This window comes from Desulfovibrio sp. (genome assembly GCF_035644575.1).
In the GTDB taxonomy this organism is placed as follows: Bacteria; Desulfobacterota; Desulfovibrionia; order Desulfovibrionales; family Desulfovibrionaceae; genus Desulfovibrio.
On sequence record NZ_DASQOG010000077.1, the window covers coordinates 16302 to 34488 of the forward strand.

The window sequence follows — 18187 nt, forward strand, 5'->3', positions numbered from 1 at the left end:
AATGGCTGCTGATCCGATTCTGGTGCTGCAACTGCACCGCATGGGTGACCTGATCCTCACCTTTCCCCTGCTTATCCGCCTGCGCCAGCTTTGGCCCCACAATCCCCTGTGGGTTGTGGCTGAACCGGCGTTTTTTCAGCAGCTCATGCCTCTGGCGCCGGATGCCGTGTTTTTTCCCCCTTCACACTGTGCAGAGCTTGCCCGCCAAACATACGCGGCGGCGATCAATCTGAGCAGCAATCCGGTCGCGTCCCAACTCATGGCGCGGCTTGAGTCTCCCCTCAAGCTAGGACCTGTGGCCGACAGCGATGGATTGCGCGTTCAGGGTTTCTGGCAATTGTACCGCGCGGCCCTGACGCAGAATAACCACGCCAATGCCTTTCACTGGGCCGATCTGCACCTGCTGGACCTTTCCCCCGCTCCCAACCTTGCCTTTGTAGGGCATTCGCGCCCCGAACCAGCGGGGACGCGCCGCGTTGGTCTGGTGCTTGGGGCTAGCGAGGCAGCAAAAAGGCCGGATGCGGCCTTCTGGGCACGGCTTGCCATGCGCCTCGCGGCAGCAGACCTTGCCCCGGTTTTTGTGGGCGGCAAAGCCGAGCAGGAACTGGGCGATGAAGTGGCGCGGCGTTCCGGCCTTGCGCAGGCAAACCTGTGCGGCAAGCTTACACTGCGCGAAGTCGCGGCCCTCATGGGCACGCTTGACCTGTGCATAACGCCTGACACCGGCCCCATGCACCTTGCCGATTACCTTGGCGTACCAGTGCTCAATCTCTCTATGGGGCCGGTACACGCCCGCGAAACCGGCCCATCCGCGCCCGGTCAATGGGTACTGCGCGCCGCCATGAGCTGCGTGGGCTGCTGGCAGTGCAGACGCAACCGTCTTTTTTGCAAGCAGGCGTTCATACCCGCATCTGTAGCCCAGCTTGCGCTGCAAATTCATCAGGAACTTGCCACAGGCAAGCCCATCTGCGGGGCCGTAGCCAATGGTCTTACCCTTTACCGAACCGGACGCGACGCTCTTGGCCTGCATACCTTGAAAGCCTACCCTGAGCCACGCGGCAATTCCTGTCGCCCCCAGCTCGAAGACCTATGGCAGGCGGCCTTTCTTTTTTTATATGATTCAGGCCAGCAAACCCTGCTGCGCCAGCGGCTGACACGCCTCCACGCGGAACATCCCGCGCTTGCTGAGCGTCTTGCCGCCCGCCTTGCCCACCTTTGCGCCCTGTGCAGCGATCACCTGAAAAAGCGCACTCCCCTGCCCGATGATTTCTGGCGCGTCCAGCCCGGCATGATACGGCTGTTCACCGGCCATCTGCACATGTTTTTGCAAAATGAAGGTTTCAACGAGCAGGGCTGGCGCACAGCAGTGCACAGGCTTGCCGCTCTGGCTCCGCTTTTTGCCAACCCATCCTCCTAGCGTACTCCAGATTCGGCAAGTATTGCCCTTTCCCCGCAATCCACATCAATTTAACACATTGAATTAATTACACCAACAATTTTGGAACACTCCTTGTATAGCTCAGCACGCAAGGAGTGAACCATGCAGATTATTCCCACAAGCGTAAGCACCAACGAAACGCTTTGGAACGTTGCCACTAACAACCGCCCCAATGACGAGCGGACGTCTTCCTTTATAGACGCCCTCAACTCCAGTCTGAAGGCCGTTGAAGGGGCTGACGTATCTGCCGATGTTTTTGAGGGCAAGTCAGAATCCAAGCCCAGCACTCCCTTTACGCCCACCGCCAGAGCTGCCGCGCAGGTGCAAAGCCCTTATTCGCGCAACACCAGCAACGGCGTCACCTACACGCTGAACGAAGTCTGTTTTACCAAGCAGGAAGTGCAGGACATGCACAGCAAGCTCATCAAGGCAGGTGCTACGCCTGAAAGCCTTGCCAAGCTTGCGGCTCTGGCGGAAATGCCCGACGGCGCAACCCTCGCGCAGATAACGGCCAGCGTTAAGGGCGGCGGCGACATCCCTGTTCTCACTGATGAGGACAAGGCCAACATCACCTCGCTGCTTAAAAAGATCGACCCAACCGGCGTTCTGGATACCAATGTTCAGGCCATGATGTTGCAGGGCAACACACAGCAGGCATTCAACACCATTTCGGCCTTTGTGAGCAAGCTTGACCCGGCGGGCACTCTTGAAGTGAGCCAGGGTGAGGCCATTTCGCTCGGGCGCGGCCTTGGGCTTGGCACTGCCAACCTGCAAACCCTGGCCAACAGTTTTGGCAACAGCGCCTCCGTCACCTGCCTGAACGAACAGTTCGGCACGCTCATGGCCCCGGTGACAGACTTTTTCACCACGCAGGCCGCTGCACAAAAAACGCTTGATACTGCTCTCAAAACCACGTTGCAGCCCATTATCAGCAAGGCGCGGGCCCGCACGGAAAAAGAGAAGCAGGCCAGTTCGCTGCGCGACCGCACGGTGCAACAGAGCAAGACTCTCATAGACAAGACCGTTCAGAAAAAAAGCAGCAATATTCTTGGTGAAACCCTTGAAGCAGGCCAGAAGGCCGAGCCGGGCGATATCAAGATCGCTGCGCAGAGCGAAGCCATTGGCAAGGATGCGACCGCTGCAAAGCATGAAGATGATCGCAGCACAGCCGACAACAAGGCCACAGCGACCCAGCGCATGCCCGCAGAAAGAACTTCCGGCAGCACAGCCGCGCAGCAGTCAAACACGCAGGCGGCGCAGTCAAATACGCAGGCGGCGCAGCAGTCCGGTTCGCAGGCGGTCTCTCGCGCAAGCGCGCAGGCAGAACCCCATACGGGCACGCAATCGTCCCCAAATACTCCTGCCAATCAGATTCACGCGCAGTCTGCCACGCAGCAGTCCGCCGCTCTGGACGACAAGGGTCAGAAGAATGCTGACAGCAATTCCGGGCAGAGCGACTCTGATAAAGACCAAAAGGGCAAGTCCGCCTGGGGCGATCTGCTGGGCAAGGTAGACACGCAATCCGCCGCCGTTGCAGCGCGCGGCTCCACCCCCGCCTACGCGGCAGCACAGGCCATGCAAGCTGCCCATGCAGCCCAAAACACAACTGATGTGCAGGATCCCTCAGCCGTTGCCCCCATTGGGCGGCAGGTGGCGCAGCAGGTTGAACAGGGCATGCTTTCAACCGTCAAGGGCGGCGGCACCCGCCTTGACCTGCAACTGAACCCGCAGGAGCTGGGATCCATCACGGTTTCCCTTTCGGTTCGCAATGGCGAAGTCAGCGCGGTGATCCGCTCTGAAAAGTCGGAAACCAACGACATGATCAGCCGTCAGGTCGATGCAATCCGCATGAATCTTGAGCAGCAGGGCCTCAAGGTGGACAAGCTCGAAGTGCGGCAGGAAACGCGGCAGGAGCAGAACAGCGCATCCTGGCAGGATTTCAGCCAGCACAATTCCCGGCAGGAAGAAGATGCCCGCAGGGAAGAACTTTCCCGGCTGAAGAATCTTGCAACAGTTCGAAATTCCAACTTAAACATGGATATTTCAACTTTGGAACAGCCTGTGCATTCTCTTGGCAACACGGCAAGATATACCACCAGCAACCTCAACGTGGTTGCCTGAACCGGGCCGTGAGGAGAATGAAGTATGGCCAGTAGCGTATCATCAGCAATCACTCAGGCTAACAACGAGTTCAATGCCGTTGTTGGCAAGCAGAAAGGTGGCGCGAACCTCGACAAGAACGCCTTTATGCTGCTTCTGGTGACGCAGTTCAAGTATCAGGATCCGCTGAACCCTATGGACGACAAGGAATTTGTCTCCCAGATGGCGCAGTTCTCCAGCCTTGAACAGCTCATCAACCTGAATACCAGCATGGGTTCGCTGACTGACGCGTCCAACAACCAGCAGATGATCAACGCCACATCGTACATCGGCAAGGAAGTGACCGTTACCGGCAACAGTATCGGCAAGGTTACGGACGCGACCACAAAGACGACGTCCATCACCAAGTTCCGTTACGCGCCCAACGATGCCGTAGCCAGCGGCACCATCACGGTGCGCGATGCCGACAACAACGTCATCTACACTGAAACTGTGGATCCCAAGGCTGCCGGAACCACCTACGACTTCAACTGGAACGGCAAATACGGCAACGGAACCGTTGCCCCGGATGGCGTGTACACTGTCAATCTGGCCCTTCTCAACACCGCTGGAGAGGCTGTTATTGCCGACCAGGTGGTGGACGCCAAGGTTACGGGCGTGGTCACCAACAAGGGTGTTGTGTATCTGGGCCTTGACGGCGGCCAGTTGATGGAACTTTCAAAGGTGCGGCAGGTTACCATGCCAACAACGACATCGACTCCATCTGGCTCTTCCGGTTCATCAGGTTCATCAGGTTCTTCCGGATCATCTGGCGGTTAAACAGAATAGTTAACATTGCGGGCAGGCAGCCAAACTGCACTACCCGGAAAAAATATCCCCCTATCCCAAGACACGGAGGAAGATATGAGTCTCTCATCCAGCATGTGGGCAAGCGTTTCCGGCCTTATGGCGCACGGAAACAAAATGAACATCGTCGGCAACAACATCGCCAACGTCAGTACCCTGGCTTACAAGGGCCAGCGCGCGGACTTCAGCGACTATCTTTACACCGACGGCGGCAGCGTAAGCGGCACCACCCAGATTGGTCAGGGCGTCAGCACCTACGCGGTGCTTGGCGACTACTCGCAGGGTTCTTTTGAATCCACCAACTCGGTGACTGACCTTGCCATTGACGGCAACGGATTTTTCCAGGTGCGCAAGCAGAACAGCGATCAGATGTACTACAGCCGCGCCGGCGACTTTTATTTCAACAACAGTCGCGAACTGCAAAACCCCGAAGGCTACCTGCTGCAAGGCTGGAAAGTCGACAACAGCAAATCGCTGAGTTTTTACGGCGGCGCCACAAGCGCAGGTTCCACAGCAACGACCAACTCTGCGTACAAGGGCACAGGCACACCTGTGGATATCGTTCTGGACAGCTGGAACATTCCGCCCCAGCAGACGACCAACGTCAGCTTTACCATGGGCTTGACCAACAACGGCACGGGCGACAAAACCACCAGCAGCACCAGCCCCATGACCGCCCTCTTTGACCTGTGGGACGCCAGAAGCACGCCGCCCATGGCAGATTCTGCCTACGCCACGCAGTCAAGCATCAAGGTGTATGACGAGGGCGGCTCCACCCACAACCTCACGGTCTACTATGACCAGGTTGACGCCTCCAAGACGGACACCAACGGCAAGACCGTCTACAGCATTGAAGGTCTGCCCGCTGGCTACACCATGTATGAATACATGGTGACCATCCCCCCGGCTGAAGACCAGCGCAGCTACGGCGGCCAGGGCTACAACGCCACCACCAACACCTGGGGAACGGAGCCTACCAAATTTTATAACGACCCCGTCATGGGCACCAACAAGCAGGCTGGCGTACTCATGAGCGGCGTCATGATTTTTGACGCCAGCGGCAAAATGGTAAACCAGACCGCTTACTCCTACGGCGCTACGGAAACGCCCGCCGCCAACAATCAGGTGGCGGTTGACCCCTCGCTCAAGAGTTCCTGGCAGCCCACCAAGACCTCCAGCAACGGTCTGCCCGTGTTTTCGGCCAACTTCACCGGGCAACCGCTTGCCAACAGCGTCAGTGAAACCATGACGCAGGGCACTACCACTGTCAGTCAGGTTGAAAAGCAGATCACAGAACTGGACTTTGGCCTGAAAGATATCGGCAACCCTGCCTGGATTAACCCCATTGTCACCACTGTTCAAAAGAACAGCGCTGGTCAACCCATGGGCACAGTTGGTTGGCCTGCTCCCAATACTCCTGTTGCACTGGGAATGGATGCGTACGGCTACCACACGCTTACGACGCCTCCGCGATACGGCACCAAGGGCGCCAATGCTGTCTATGCAGACAGCAAGGGTTACTACTGGCATGACAGCACGGCCACTGGCGCTGTACCGGCAGATGTCTACGGCACCCTCACAACTGGCCTTGGCACCATTCCCGTAGGCAATAACAACGGTGTGTACTATGTTGGCGCGGGATCTGGCGCAAGTGCAGTTACCTACACCAACCTCACCAAAGACGAAACCACGGGCAATACCTACGCCAGCGGCTCCGACAGCTACGGCAACTATTACCAGGCCGCGGCCTGGCCGCCGGCAGCCGGCGATCCCAAGTACTACGGCTACTTTCAGGACGGCGCTACGAAACGTCGGGTGTACCATGACGGCACAAATTACGCCTATGATGATGCTGGCGGCGTCAAGCAAACACTTTCAGGCACCAATGCCTTTGTGGTCAACGTGGCCAAGGCTATCACGCCTACGACCTACACTCTGCCCGATGCTGGTACCCGGCCCGTCCCGACCATGGTGACCGGCAACAACACTTTGGCAAGCCTGACCACCGAGTCCAAGCAAACCAGCGTGTCGCCCAGCACTGGCGTGCCGGTCTACAAAAACGTGATCAACTACGGCAACATGGTGCCCACCATGACCTCTGTTCAGCGCGAAGACTCGGCCAGTGTGAGCAACACCACAACATATACAGTGCAGAACAGAACGCAGGATGGTTACTCCTCCGGCACACTGAGCAACGTAAAAATCGACAACAATGGCGTTGTCTACGGCGTGTATTCCAACAGCAAGACCCTGCCGCTGTACCAGATTGCATTGTATGACTTCAAATGCACGCAGGGTTTGTACCGCGAAGGCAGCAACCTCTACTCTGCCAGCAATGAGTCTGGCGAGCCTAACCTTGGCGTTGCGGGCGATAACGGTTTTGGCAGCACAAAGGCCTATAATATTGAGCAGTCCAACGTGGACATGTCGCGCGAATTTGTGCAGATGATTTCTACGCAGCGCGGCTTCCAGGCCAACTCAAAGACCATCACCACGGTGGACAGCATGCTGGAAACCGTTATCGGTATGAAGCGGTAACATAGAGATTGCAGTAGAAAGAGGGCCGGGGGGCCGCAAGGCCCTCCCAGCGTTGGGGATAGCGCTGCAAACCTTTCTTTCCCGTGTCGGGCGTCGGCCATTTGGTCGACGCCTTTTCGCGTTCCAGACAAACCTGCGCTTCAGCTTGAAAAAAGCAGAACGGGAAGGGATTTCACAAATGCGGAAAAACTATCGGCCTCTGTCGCTCACGCCGAGCGGCTTGTTGCCGATGGTGCCGCGCAGCCAGTCGCAGAAGTCGGGAAAGGTGGTCAGCAATATCTTGAGGGCATTTTCTTCTGCCAGAGCATAGAGGCGGGCCGTTACCTTGCCCGTGCCTACCCAATGCTTGAGGTGGCGGGAAAGATCGGCATGCCGGGCAGTCATGCCGCGCGCATGCACCCCCCGGAACCACTCCACGCCAGTATCAAGGCAGACAGGCCCACACTGCCTGAACGCGCCTGGCGGCAATATTGGGCCATGCGGCACGCACAGGGGCCGTGTCTTTTCCAGATCAAGCAGGCAGGCCCATTCATTGACGCGGCATTCCGGCAGGGGCCAGGGTTGGGCATCAAAAATACCTGCAAAGCCACGGTCATACGGCCTTGCAAAAATGCCCTTCTGGTGCGCCAGAGCATAAAGCTGCTGCAATTGACTGTAAGTGGGCCGAAAATCCAGATACCGCTGAGGGCCGCACGGTTCGCAGCCCATAACCTCGCGCGTCAGCTCCGCCACACGAGCCGGGCAATTCCAGCACTGGCCAAGGTGGCCCACAACCACGGCATCACCCATGAGGCCGCCCAAATAGCCAAGCACATCCTTGAACACAACTATATCGTTGTGCAGGAGAAACAGTCTGCGGCTCGTGCTGTGCTCAAAGGCGTACTGGTAGCGGATGCTGTAGCGGTAGGCGTTATCGGCAAAGCGCGCCGGGTCTGCGGCATTGAGATCAAGCCAGTAGTCTGGCTGAAAAACCCGCAACCTCTCCCCTATCTGGCTGCTCAGGTACTGCACCAGCGCATAGGGGCTGACGATATCATACTGCGAGCCATAAGGCTCAAACTGCAACCAGACAGTGCCAATATACCTGCCGCTGTGCTTGAGCAGCGACAGAACAGAGAGCGCTGTCTGATATGGCTTGGCGAAAATGTTCATCGCCACGTCTATCTTTTCAGAGCTGCCCTGCTGCATCGGCAACTGTTGCACTGCGCCCGTCATGTCGCCCTGCTCTCTATTCGGCGGCGGCAGGACTTGCTGGCCCTGAGCCAGCGGATTTTTTCTGCTCGTTCAGCGCGTCCTGCCCTTCCTGTGCGCCGGATTTTGCGGCAGGAGCAGATTTTTTGCTGGCCGCATCGGCTGTGGCAATGGCCTGCTGCAAATCTACCGCAGGGACATTGGCAAGAGCGCTGACAATCTGGCTGTCAAAGCCCTTGTCCTTCATGAGCAGGGCAACGGCTTCTTCGGGCTGCATGCCAGCGCGGTAGGAACGTGGGCTGACCATGGCGCAGAAAGCGTTGACCACGGCCAGAATGCGCGCATTGTGATTGATGGCCTCCCCGGCAAGATGCTGGGGCAGGCCCGAGCCGTCCATGCGTTCGCCCATCTGGAAGACGGCGTCCGGCACTGGCAGGTTGAACTGCATGTCGCGCAGGATACCATAGGCATATTCCGGCGCGCGCATAACCTCCGCCTGTTCCTCGGGGGTGAGCTTGCCCTTCTTGGTGAGCAGCTCGCGCGGCACAAAGATCTTGCCCACCTGCGAAAGGCGGGCCGCAAGCCGCAGGGTTTCCCTGTCCTTGTCGGGCAGGGTCATGGCGCCGGAGAGCAAGTCTGCCACATGCTCCATCTTCATGGAGTGCCCGATGAGGTTCACGTCCACACTTTCAATGGCCCGCACAAGGGCGGCAATGCTGTTGGCCTGACGTTCCCGCGCGGCCTCGGCACGGCGGCGGAATTCCGTAATATCCTGAAAAATGCCCACGCAGCCGCCCTTGCCTTCTTCCCCTGAAGTATCGTGATCTTCAAAGGGAAACAGGGTCACGCGGAAAAGGCGCACATCCCCGGGTTGGGGAACGGAAATCTCGATGCTGCCTTCCTTGCCGCTGACGCTCACCTGGGCCATGCCCTCCATGAGCCGATGAGCGGCCTCTTCCGGCAGGGCTTCGCCCACGGGGGTTCCCTTGAGGGAATCCTCGTCCTTGCCCGCCATCTGGCAGAAGGCCGGGTTGCACATCTGCAAGCGGCCGTTTTTGTCCATGAGCATAAGCCCGGCCTGCAATGAGGCGTTGACGCTGTCGAGCATGATCTTCTGCTGACGGATAAGCGTGTACAGATGCTTGAAATGCTGGGCAGTGGCCCTGTGCGAACGGCTTACCAGCGAAACCCAGATAAAGGCCAGCAAAAGCGCCGTGCCAAGACTGCCAAGGATGCCCAGGCCGTATATCTGCTTTGCCTGGCTTTCCACCAGCGCATCAACCATGTCTGCCGGAGCCTCGATGGTCACAAGCCAGCCCAGACTGTTCATGTAACTGCCGAGGGAATAGGCCTCGCCGCCGCCCACAAGCCCCTGCCGACGCTTGAAACCAAGGCCGTCAGCCAGAGCCACGGGCTGCACTGGCTCAAGCGCTGGTTTGGCATCGCGCAGCAGCACGGCCTCTGTACCGTTGCCGCCAGCCTGCAAAATGCGCGGCAGCAGCCCGCCGTACTGATCCTGACGCGGGGCAAGAAATGCCGTCAGCACCCTGTCCACAGGAATTGTGGCAAAAAGCACGGCAACGGGGGCGCTCTCGCCCCGGCCCAGCACTTCATACATGGGATCGGCCAGATCAATGACCATTGTGTCGCCAAGAGCGCGCACAGGGCCAAAAACAACAGTTTTCCTGTCCACGGCGCTGGTCACAAGGCCCACCTGGGTCTCGCCAAGGGGCGCATCCCCCTTGTACACCACAAAGGGATTGCCCTTGGGCGAAACAATCCGTGCAGAAACCCAGTTTTTGCCGCGCGCAAAGTCCCGCAGCAGATCCTGCATATAGCCCATCTGCTCGGCAAGATTGCGCAGCGATTCATCGCCGTTTTCCATGGCATCAGGCGCGGAAAGGCGCGCCTCGCCATCGGAGCCAAGGTTGCGCACATCCACGGCAAACAGGCGGAACATCTCCGCGCTGCTTACAAGCCGCGCCTGCTCAACAACGGTTGCATGCCACGCGCGGATGGATTCCAGCGATTTATCCACCCACGATTGCTGCATTTCACGCTGGTTATTCAGAATATCCTGCGTAACGTTTTTGAGCTGCAAGGTGCAGAGGCCGTAGGCCACAGCCGCCGCCACAACAAAAAGTGACAGGCTGACAGCAGCCACAGCGGCTTTTTTCAGACGATAGCGACCAGCAACGGACTGCTCATTAAGTTCCTGCGTTTTCATAGGCTTATCCTATAGTACATTGCGCATTAACGTACCGTTTGCGGTGAAAACCCGCCCCAATAAGGGTGTGGGCTGCGCGTTGCATGCCGCATGCCTGCGGCGGCTTTAGTCTATCTTGCGGCCCTTCATATGGGCCCACCGACCGAATTCATTGACCGAATACTGCGGGCTGTACTGCCGCACCTTGGTGTGCGAAAGCACTGAATTACTGAGATTATCCAGAATAAAGGCATCGTCGTTCAGGTATACGACCAGTACAGCATGGGCAAAATTTCTGATTGTGTCACGCACAACCACGACACGCATGCTTTCGGGCGGAATGCCCAATTCCTTAAGAGTAAAATACTTGATAATGGAATAGTCTTCGCAGTCGCCAGACTTTTTCAGAAACTCCGCGGGAATTTCCCAATAGTCTTCTTGCCGCCAGTTGACGATGTCTTCCACATAGGGCCACGTATTCCAGAAAGAATTTACGTAGCGCAGCAGTTCCATCTTGTTGTTCACCGGGGCTTTGGACTTGAACGTGTCCCAGGTAACGCCTTTTTTGAACACTTTGCCGGGTATGAATATGGGATCCATCTGGTTGCGCTTGAGCAGATCAAGCCAGCCCGGCAGGGTGGATAAGGGACGTTTGAACTCCACAGTGCCGAAAAGCTGCACCTTGGAATCGTGCGCGGGTGCTGCGGGCTGTGCTGCGGATTGCGCTGCGCCTTTTGCGGCATCCGGTGCCGCGCTCTTTGCGGGGGCATTGGCTGCGGCGGAAGGATCTGACTTTCCAGTTGGTTGCGATGGTTCCGGGGATGGGGGCTGATCTGCATTATCAGCGTCCGTCTGAGGCTGAATGCCGGGATCAGCGCCTGCCTGCTGGATTGTCTGGGGGCCAGATTGCTGACCCGATTGCAGCTCTGATTGTTGCGCTGGCTGCTGGTCAGCAGGGGGCAAAGCAGCGTTTGCCCCTGCATTGCCGTTCTGTTCAGCTCCCGTGCTCGCCCGCTCAGTGGCGACAACAGACGGCGCTGCATTATTTTCCGCAGCAGCGGAAGATACGGCAGGCGGCTCGGAAACTTCGGCATTGCCAATGGCTGCGCGTGGTTGCAGATTGAGCGAACCTGCCAGAGCGGGGTTCCAGCCATAGGCCCAGAACAGCAGACACGCCAAAAGGGCCGCCATGCCCCCAGAAAGGGCCGCGACCAGAGCAAATTTGGAGTATCGAAGTTTGGGCATAGGCTCACCGATTACAGGTGTGCATGTTGCGGCATACTATACTGCCGCCTGTGGGGCGTCCAGTGGTCAGCGGCATTTCGGCTTATTTTTCGGCAGGCTATGCCCTAGCTTCACCTAGTGCAGTGCACCATGCCCGGTTCCTCAATAAAGCATTGCAGAATATGGCGGCGCACATCTGCCAGAGGCAACCATGCACGCCCGGAAGCTGCAAAAATTCACAGACGCTGCGGCAAGAGTCCGTATGGGGGGATGCGCCTAACTGCGGGAGTCGGCCAGTGCTGTCACATCAAGCCAGTGCCGCACCTGCACATCCTTGCCCGCCGCAGCCGAAAGCTGCATGACGCAGCCGCTGCACCCGGTGACAATGTGCCGGATTTCAGGGGCAAAGCCTTCCAGGCATTTGCGCGCCATGTCTGCTGAAAGATCGGGGTTGGACATTTTCAGTATGCCGCCCATGCCGCAGCACAGGCCAGTACCTTTTTTCAAGCCCGGCAACCCCGCTGTGAGCAGGGGCAAATCAGGATCATCAGAACCCCAGTGGCAGGGCTGGTGATAACCCACCGCTGCGGGAGCCTCTCCTGTGGGGCTGATCTGCGGCCCCACAAGCAGGGAGGAAAGCCCAACGCACTTCTGCTTCCACTCCTTGCCCTCCTCCGCCGACATAACGGCGGTGTAGCCATCAAGGCTGTGCTTGCACGAGGCGCAAAAGCTCGCCATCAGGGGTCTGCCAGCCTTGCGCCACAGCTCAAGGTTGCGCTCGCGCACTTCTGCCAGGGCTCCCAACTGCCCGGCATGGTGCAACGTGCCGCCGCAGCAGGCAAAATCCGCAATGTCCACAAGGTCGTATCCCCAGCCTGCCAGCAGTTGCCGGGCATTGGATATCCAGCGGGGACGCGCATTCTTAGCCGTACATCCGCTGAACAGGGCCACCCTGACGCCGCTGACCTTCTGGCTGGGCCGCAGGGTCATCCACGGTTCGCAAGGCTCCAGATCAACCAGCGCTCGGGCGGTTTCCACAGAAGACCGCAACACGCCGGGAATAACGGAATCTGGCGCAAGCATGGCGATTTTGCCCGCCATGGGCCACAGTGGGCCTGCGCGGCGAATCCACATGTCCCAGAGCGTTTGCGTCCAGTGAGGATTACGTGCCCGCGCCTCGGCCAGCAGATCGCTGGTAGAAAGCTTGCGCGCACAGGCCTGCTGACACCGCTCGCACCCGGCGCAGAGGCGCGCCAGTTCGCGGATATCCTCCCAGGGCAGGGACGAATCCGGGCTGCCGCCAAACTGCGGATCAATCTGCTCCAGAAGCAGGCGCTTACCCTTGGGCGCGTACTCCTCGCGCTTGAAGAGCGCGTACACAGGGCAGACATTCAGGCATTCACCGCATTGCGTACAGCCGCGTTTCATTTCAGTACCCCTTGCCGGGATTGAGAATGCCGTTGGGATCAAAGACACTGCGTAGGCGCAGCATGAGGGCATGTTCTTTTTCCCCGAGCTGCTTGCCAACTTCTTTCAGGCATCCGCCGCCGTGCTCGCCAGAAAGACTGCCGCCACATTCAAGGGCTGCCGCATCCAGCTCGTGATGGGTTTTCAATGTGCGGCGGGCATCGTCAACGTCAGAGGCATCATAATGCAGATTGGCGTGGATGTTGCCGTCGCCCGCATGCCCAAAGGCGATGAGGCGCTTGCCATTGCTGGCGGCAATTTCTTCAAATCTGCGCACGGCCTTGAGAATAGAGCCGCGCGGCACGGCCATGTCGCCGCCGATACGGTCTGGGCCGAGCACATAGGAGGCCGCCGAAACCCTGCGCCTGTAGGCCCACAGCTTGTCTTCCTCCTGCTTGCCCACGCCTTCCATGCGCCACAGGGCGTCATCAAGCTGGTTGGCAAGGCGGGCATTCTCCAGCGGCACAGTCTCCTTGCTGCCGTCCACCTGGAACAGCAGCAGCGATTTGACGCTGTCCGGCCACGGCACATCCCCGGTTTTGGCAAGTATTTCCAGCACGGTTTCATTCATGAATTCCACCGCGCAGGGCAGGATACCAGCGGCAAAAACCTTGCTCATGGAGGCCAGGGCCGCATCCAGCGAAGGATAACCCACAAGCACCGATGCCGAGGCCTCGGGCCGGGGCAAAAGCTTGAGAATAAGCTTGGTCACAATACCAAGGGTGCCCTCGCTGCCCACAAAGAGACGCCCGAGGTCAAGGCCTATGACATCTTTGTGGGAGCGGCCCCCGAACTTCACCAGTTCGCCGCCGGGCAACACGGCCTCCAGCCCAAGCACGTAATCGCGGGTAACACCGTATTTGACGGCGCGCAGGCCCCCGGCGCAGGTGATGACATTGCCGCCAACGCTGGTTGCCTTGCCGCTGGCCGGGTCCGGTGGGTAAAACATGCCCAGCTTTTCGCACTCGGCCTGTAGCAGAGCAGTATTAACGCCCGGCTCCACTATGGCGACAAAGTCTTCTTTATTGATCTCGATTATTTTATCCATGCCCAGCATGGAAACCACAATGCCGGGAACCGTGGGCACACACCCGCCGGAAAGGCTGGTGCCGCGCCCGCGCGGATGCACGGCCACATGCTCCGCATCTGCCCAGCGCATAAATTCGCACAGTTGCCCGGCGCTCTCGGGTCGAACCATGGCCAGCACCGTACCCGTGAGCAGGCTGGCATCCGATGCGTAAACGCGCAGCACCTTGGGATCAAAGGACACGCCGTCCTTGAACATATCCACAAGAAACTTCTTGTGCTCAGGGGTGAGCGAGGTCAAAAACTCCCCTGTCATGTCATACTCCGTGCGGTTATTGCTGCGCAGCAACATTCATTCGGCGGGCCGCCGAATAGGGTATACAAAAAAATTCAGATATACTTTCCCCCTGCCTTTCGCGTGGGGTGCAATCTGCCATGCAGCGCCTCTGTAGCTGCTGGGTCAATGGGCAGCAGAAAAGCCTCTGATTACGGGCTATTGACGAAAAATCCGCTGACGTTGACCAGTGCGACAACATAGCGCAGGACGAAAATGATGTCACTCCCGCACGAAAAACGGCAACCGCAGAACGGTTGCCGTTGTCCTTTTCTGGCGATCGAACTTTGCCAGTCTATGCCGACTGGTCTTTCAGCTCCTTGATTAGACCGGAAAGCGACAGGGCCAGGTCTTCCAGCCTTCGGGTGGCCTGGAGCGAAGCTTCGGCGCGCTCATCCGTCTGCCCGGCGATGGCGTTGATTTCGTCAATGGACTTGTTGATTTCTTCTGATGTGGCGGCCTGCTGCTCAGCCGCAGTGGCAATGGACTGAATCTGCCCTGCCGACTGGTTTGTGCTGGTGACAATGTCGCCCAGCGCCGCGCCGGATTCACCAGCCAGCGATGAGGCATGGTCAAGCCCCTGCACGGCTTCTTCCACAGACTGCACGTTGATTCCGGCTACACGCTGGATGGAGAGAATGGAGTCGCTCACTTCCTTGGTGGCGTGCATGGTCTTTTCCGCCAGCTTGCGCACTTCATCGGCCACAACGGCAAAGCCTCTGCCCGCCTCGCCCGCGCGGGCGGCCTCAATGGCCGCATTCAGGGCCAAAAGGTTTGTCTGATCGGCTATGTCTTCAATGGTGGTCATGATTGTGCCGATGCCGTGGGCCTGTTTATCCAGATCCCCCATGGCTTCGCGCAGTTCAAGGGCCTTCTGCTCCGAGGCGCGCATGGCCTCAAGCGACCGCCCCACTACCTCGGCGCCCTGATTGGCCTTGTCCCTCGCATCTGTGCCCTGTGCGGCGGCATGAGAAGCGTTTTTGGCAACCTCCAGCACGGTGGAGTTCATTTCTTCCATGGCCGTGGCGGTTTCGTGGATGCGCTGCCGCTGCACGAGCGTGGCCTCGCGGATGTCTTCTGAACTGCTCGAAAGGGTGCTCACTTCCTGGTGGAGCATCTGCACCATATGTTCGAGCTGGCGCGCTGCTTCAAGCATGCCCTCGGCCTTGGCGCGCTCTGCGTGCAGGCGGGCGGCCTCGGCCTCGCGCGTGGCGTCATTTGCTGCTGCGGCCTGTTGCTGCGCTTCAACAGTTTTGGCCTCAATTTCAGAAATATTGGATTTAAGGGTGGCGCTCATGGAATTAAGGGACTCAAAAATCACGCCAATTTCGTCAACGCGTCGGTTGGCGAGGCAGCCGTACACGCCAGCGGAAATATCCTTGAGGAAAACGCCCACGGTCTTCAATGGTGTAATAATGAGCCGCCCGGCCAGCACCCAGATACCTATGCAAATGCCTATGAGGCTTGCCAGCATGCCGGTGGCAAACTGCCATAAGGCGGCGTTGACAGGCTCCATGAGTTCGCTTTTTTCAATGAGGCCGATAAACTTCCACTTGAGTTCCGGGGAGTTGTACACCACAGCTTCATACTGCTTGCCGCTGATGGCGGCCTCGCCCGTGGCCGCGCCGGATTTGAACAGCGCAGACAGAGCATCGTTGCCGATGCCGTCTATTTTCTGAAAATTATGCTGCGGAGTTTTAGGGTCGGAAATAACCACCCCGTCATCCTGCACCAGAATAACAAAACCCGTGCGACCAATGCGCACATTTTTAATGAGGTCTGTGAGGGTGCCCAGCGTAATATCTATGGCCGCGACGCCGGTAACTTTGCCGCTGCTGTCGCGCACGGCGCGGCAGGCGCTGACCATGGGTTGCCCATCGGTACTTCTGTAGGCGCTGGTAATGTAATTCTTGGACGGTTCAGAGACGGCCATGCCCCACCAGGGGCGCTTGCGCGGGTCGTAACCACCGGGCTGGGTTTTACCGACTACGGGGCTGTTGAGCACAAATGCGCCTTCCATATTGCCCGCATAAACATTGGTATATGAGGGGTGCGATTCCCGATACAGACGAAACAGGGCATCCAGCGCTTTGCCAGCAGTATCGTCCGCCGCAGCACTTGATGGCGTGGGTTCCGTCGCTGTTACGTGACTTGTGGTCATTTGCGGCAATTGCGCCATAAGGGGATCAACTGCCAGCATGCCAACGTTGAGCTTGTATTCATCAAACATGGCTGAGACGACATTGCTGACCTGCCGCAGTTCGCCAATGGCGGACTTGGCAAAACTTTCTTCTGAAAGCGTTGCAATGCCCCGCGACGTAAGGGCAAACAGTATGCCCATAGGTATGATGATGATTGCCGCAATGCCAAGCATCAGCTTGAGCGATATGGATCTGTTCATAACAAGCCCTTTTGCAAGTGTAGAATTCTGCTTACAGTATCCACCAGGTACGTTGCTATTATTGCAGCCATCATACAGTTCTGGGACACTTTTGCTCATATAAAATTTTTGTCTGCAAGATCAGCCCCTTCAATGGATAATATTGAGGGAGCAAAATGCAGAGATGCCGCTTCTGTATTAATCGGAAGACGGCGGGAAAGGATTATGGTGTCAGGAATAAAAATCAGGGAATCGAAAACGTATTAATATCAGCACAATATTTATAACAAACCCGCAAATAGGTTATATATTTTACGCAAGACATCTTTAACACCAAGAAATAGATAAACAGAACAACATGTTTCAGCGCCTGCGATATGTCTGGGCTGTGCTCATGATAATATCAATCCACATAGGTCGCTCCCGCACGGGGAGCGACCTCCACCACCATCATGGTGGACTGATACATGATGTGACTTCAATCCACGCTCCCGCACGGGGAGCGACTTCAATGGCATCGCCAGCCTTTTGCCCTTTGTAGCTTCAATCCACGCTCCCGCACGGGGAGCGACGTGACAGTGCGGCCAAACTGGCGCGCCCACGAGTCGCTTCAATCCACGCTCCCGCACGGGGAGCGACATCCAGTGACGGCTTGGGCCGCAGGCGACACCCGCGCTTCAATCCACGCTCCCGCACGGGGAGCGACAGGAGGCGGCATGAAATTGAGCAAGGCGCAGTTGCTTCAATCCACGCTCCCGCACGGGGAGCGACGCCGGAGGAAAGGGCGCTGCTGCGCAAAATACATGCTTCAATCCACGCTCCCGCACGGGGAGCGACGCGTTTTACACATATACCACCATTGACCCGCCAGCTTCAATCCACGCTCCCGCACGGGGAGCGACGCGACAACAAGACGCAACTGTCATGGGATCAGAGCTTCAATCCACGCTCCCGCACGGGGAGCGACCCTCAAGCTGATCGTCAAGGCTGTCGCCCACATGAGCTTCAATCCACGCTCCCGCACGGGGAGCGACTTTTGACAACAAGTATTCTTCATACTCTGAGCCGCTTCAATCCACGCTCCCGCACGGGGAGCGACACACGCCGATTCCCGCAAAAAAGTGGCATTGGGTGCTTCAATCCACGCTCCCGCACGGGGAGCGACAGGTTTGCATGCTCGGCAGCATCATACCCAAGGCCGCTTCAATCCACGCTCCCGCACGGGGAGCGACCTGTTCCGCGATTCCTGCGGCAAGGTAGGCGGCGCTTCAATCCACGCTCCCGCACGGGGAGCGACGCCCACGCCGCCCCGTACTATGCTAAGATTGTGGAGCTTCAATCCACGCTCCCGCACGGGGAGCGACTTACAAAGGGTTACACCCTATTTTAGTTGATGCCGGCTTCAATCCACGCTCCCGCACGGGGAGCGACCAATGG

Annotated in this window: 10 protein-coding genes and 1 CRISPR repeat array; of the genes, 4 read left to right on the forward strand and 6 right to left on the reverse strand. The window is 58.1% G+C overall.

What is annotated here, in order from left to right; genetic code table 11:
* The first annotated feature begins 1 nt into the window (after position 1).
* The 4 genes from VEZ52_RS04075 to VEZ52_RS04090 all read left to right on the forward strand — a co-directional run bounded on the left by VEZ52_RS04075 (position 2) and on the right by VEZ52_RS04090 (position 6922).
* Positions 2–1417 (forward strand): glycosyltransferase family 9 protein, encoded by a 1416-nt coding sequence (locus VEZ52_RS04075; RefSeq protein WP_324835648.1) that lies wholly within the window; start codon positions 2–4, stop codon positions 1415–1417.
* A gap of 123 nt (positions 1418–1540) precedes the next feature.
* Positions 1541–3559: a flagellar hook-length control protein FliK gene (locus VEZ52_RS04080; protein WP_324835649.1), complete on the forward strand. Its 2019-nt coding sequence runs from the start codon at positions 1541–1543 to the stop codon at positions 3557–3559.
* 24 nt (positions 3560–3583) lie between these two features.
* Positions 3584–4357: a flagellar hook assembly protein FlgD gene (locus VEZ52_RS04085; RefSeq protein WP_324835651.1), complete on the forward strand. Its 774-nt coding sequence runs from the start codon at positions 3584–3586 to the stop codon at positions 4355–4357.
* 84 nt (positions 4358–4441) lie between these two features.
* The gene (locus tag VEZ52_RS04090) at positions 4442–6922 is read left to right on the forward strand and encodes a flagellar hook-basal body complex protein (protein WP_324835652.1); all 2481 of its coding nucleotides are present in this window, start codon (positions 4442–4444) and stop codon (positions 6920–6922) included.
* A 189-nt stretch (positions 6923–7111) separates the two neighbouring features.
* Here the strand turns inward: VEZ52_RS04090 and VEZ52_RS04095 are convergent, their stop codons facing one another.
* The 6 genes from VEZ52_RS04095 to VEZ52_RS04120 all read right to left on the reverse strand — a co-directional run bounded on the left by VEZ52_RS04095 (position 7112) and on the right by VEZ52_RS04120 (position 16771).
* Positions 7112–8137 carry a hypothetical protein gene (locus VEZ52_RS04095; RefSeq protein WP_324835653.1) on the reverse strand — a complete coding sequence of 342 codons (1026 nt, stop codon included), beginning with the start codon at positions 8135–8137 and terminating at the stop codon, positions 7112–7114.
* A 13-nt stretch (positions 8138–8150) separates the two neighbouring features.
* Positions 8151–10340: an HD domain-containing phosphohydrolase gene (locus tag VEZ52_RS04100; RefSeq protein ID WP_324835654.1), complete on the reverse strand. Its 2190-nt coding sequence runs from the start codon at positions 10338–10340 to the stop codon at positions 8151–8153.
* Between the two features lie 105 nt (positions 10341–10445).
* Positions 10446–11564 (reverse strand): transglutaminase-like cysteine peptidase, encoded by a 1119-nt coding sequence (locus tag VEZ52_RS04105; protein ID WP_324835655.1) that lies wholly within the window; start codon positions 11562–11564, stop codon positions 10446–10448.
* Positions 11565–11819: 255 nt separating this feature from the next.
* Entirely contained in the window at positions 11820–12971 is a 1152-nt protein-coding gene (locus VEZ52_RS04110; RefSeq protein WP_324835656.1) for a (Fe-S)-binding protein, read from the reverse strand.
* A 1-nt stretch (position 12972) separates the two neighbouring features.
* Positions 12973–14352 carry an FAD-binding oxidoreductase gene (locus VEZ52_RS04115; protein ID WP_324835657.1) on the reverse strand — a complete coding sequence of 460 codons (1380 nt, stop codon included), beginning with the start codon at positions 14350–14352 and terminating at the stop codon, positions 12973–12975.
* Positions 14353–14665: 313 nt separating this feature from the next.
* Positions 14666–16771: a methyl-accepting chemotaxis protein gene (locus VEZ52_RS04120; protein WP_324835658.1), complete on the reverse strand. Its 2106-nt coding sequence runs from the start codon at positions 16769–16771 to the stop codon at positions 14666–14668.
* Between the two features lie 454 nt (positions 16772–17225).
* Positions 17226–18181: direct repeats of the CRISPR family, unit length 32 nt; unit sequence GCTTCAATCCACGCTCCCGCACGGGGAGCGAC.
* The last annotated feature ends 6 nt before the right edge of the window (positions 18182–18187 follow it).

Coding starts and splice junctions, on each gene's coding strand:
- VEZ52_RS04105 (WP_324835655.1), bottom strand. CDS start 11,564: ATGCCCAAACTTCGATACTCCAAATTTGCTCTGGTCGCGGCCCTTTCT.
- VEZ52_RS04090 (WP_324835652.1), top strand. CDS start 4,442: ATGAGTCTCTCATCCAGCATGTGGGCAAGCGTTTCCGGCCTTATGGCG.
- VEZ52_RS04100 (WP_324835654.1), bottom strand. CDS start 10,340: ATGAAAACGCAGGAACTTAATGAGCAGTCCGTTGCTGGTCGCTATCGT.
- VEZ52_RS04120 (WP_324835658.1), bottom strand. CDS start 16,771: ATGAACAGATCCATATCGCTCAAGCTGATGCTTGGCATTGCGGCAATC.
- VEZ52_RS04095 (WP_324835653.1), bottom strand. CDS start 8,137: ATGACGGGCGCAGTGCAACAGTTGCCGATGCAGCAGGGCAGCTCTGAA.
- VEZ52_RS04085 (WP_324835651.1), top strand. CDS start 3,584: ATGGCCAGTAGCGTATCATCAGCAATCACTCAGGCTAACAACGAGTTC.
- VEZ52_RS04080 (WP_324835649.1), top strand. CDS start 1,541: ATGCAGATTATTCCCACAAGCGTAAGCACCAACGAAACGCTTTGGAAC.
- VEZ52_RS04110 (WP_324835656.1), bottom strand. CDS start 12,971: ATGAAACGCGGCTGTACGCAATGCGGTGAATGCCTGAATGTCTGCCCT.
- VEZ52_RS04075 (WP_324835648.1), top strand. CDS start 2: ATGGCTGCTGATCCGATTCTGGTGCTGCAACTGCACCGCATGGGTGAC.
- VEZ52_RS04115 (WP_324835657.1), bottom strand. CDS start 14,352: ATGACAGGGGAGTTTTTGACCTCGCTCACCCCTGAGCACAAGAAGTTT.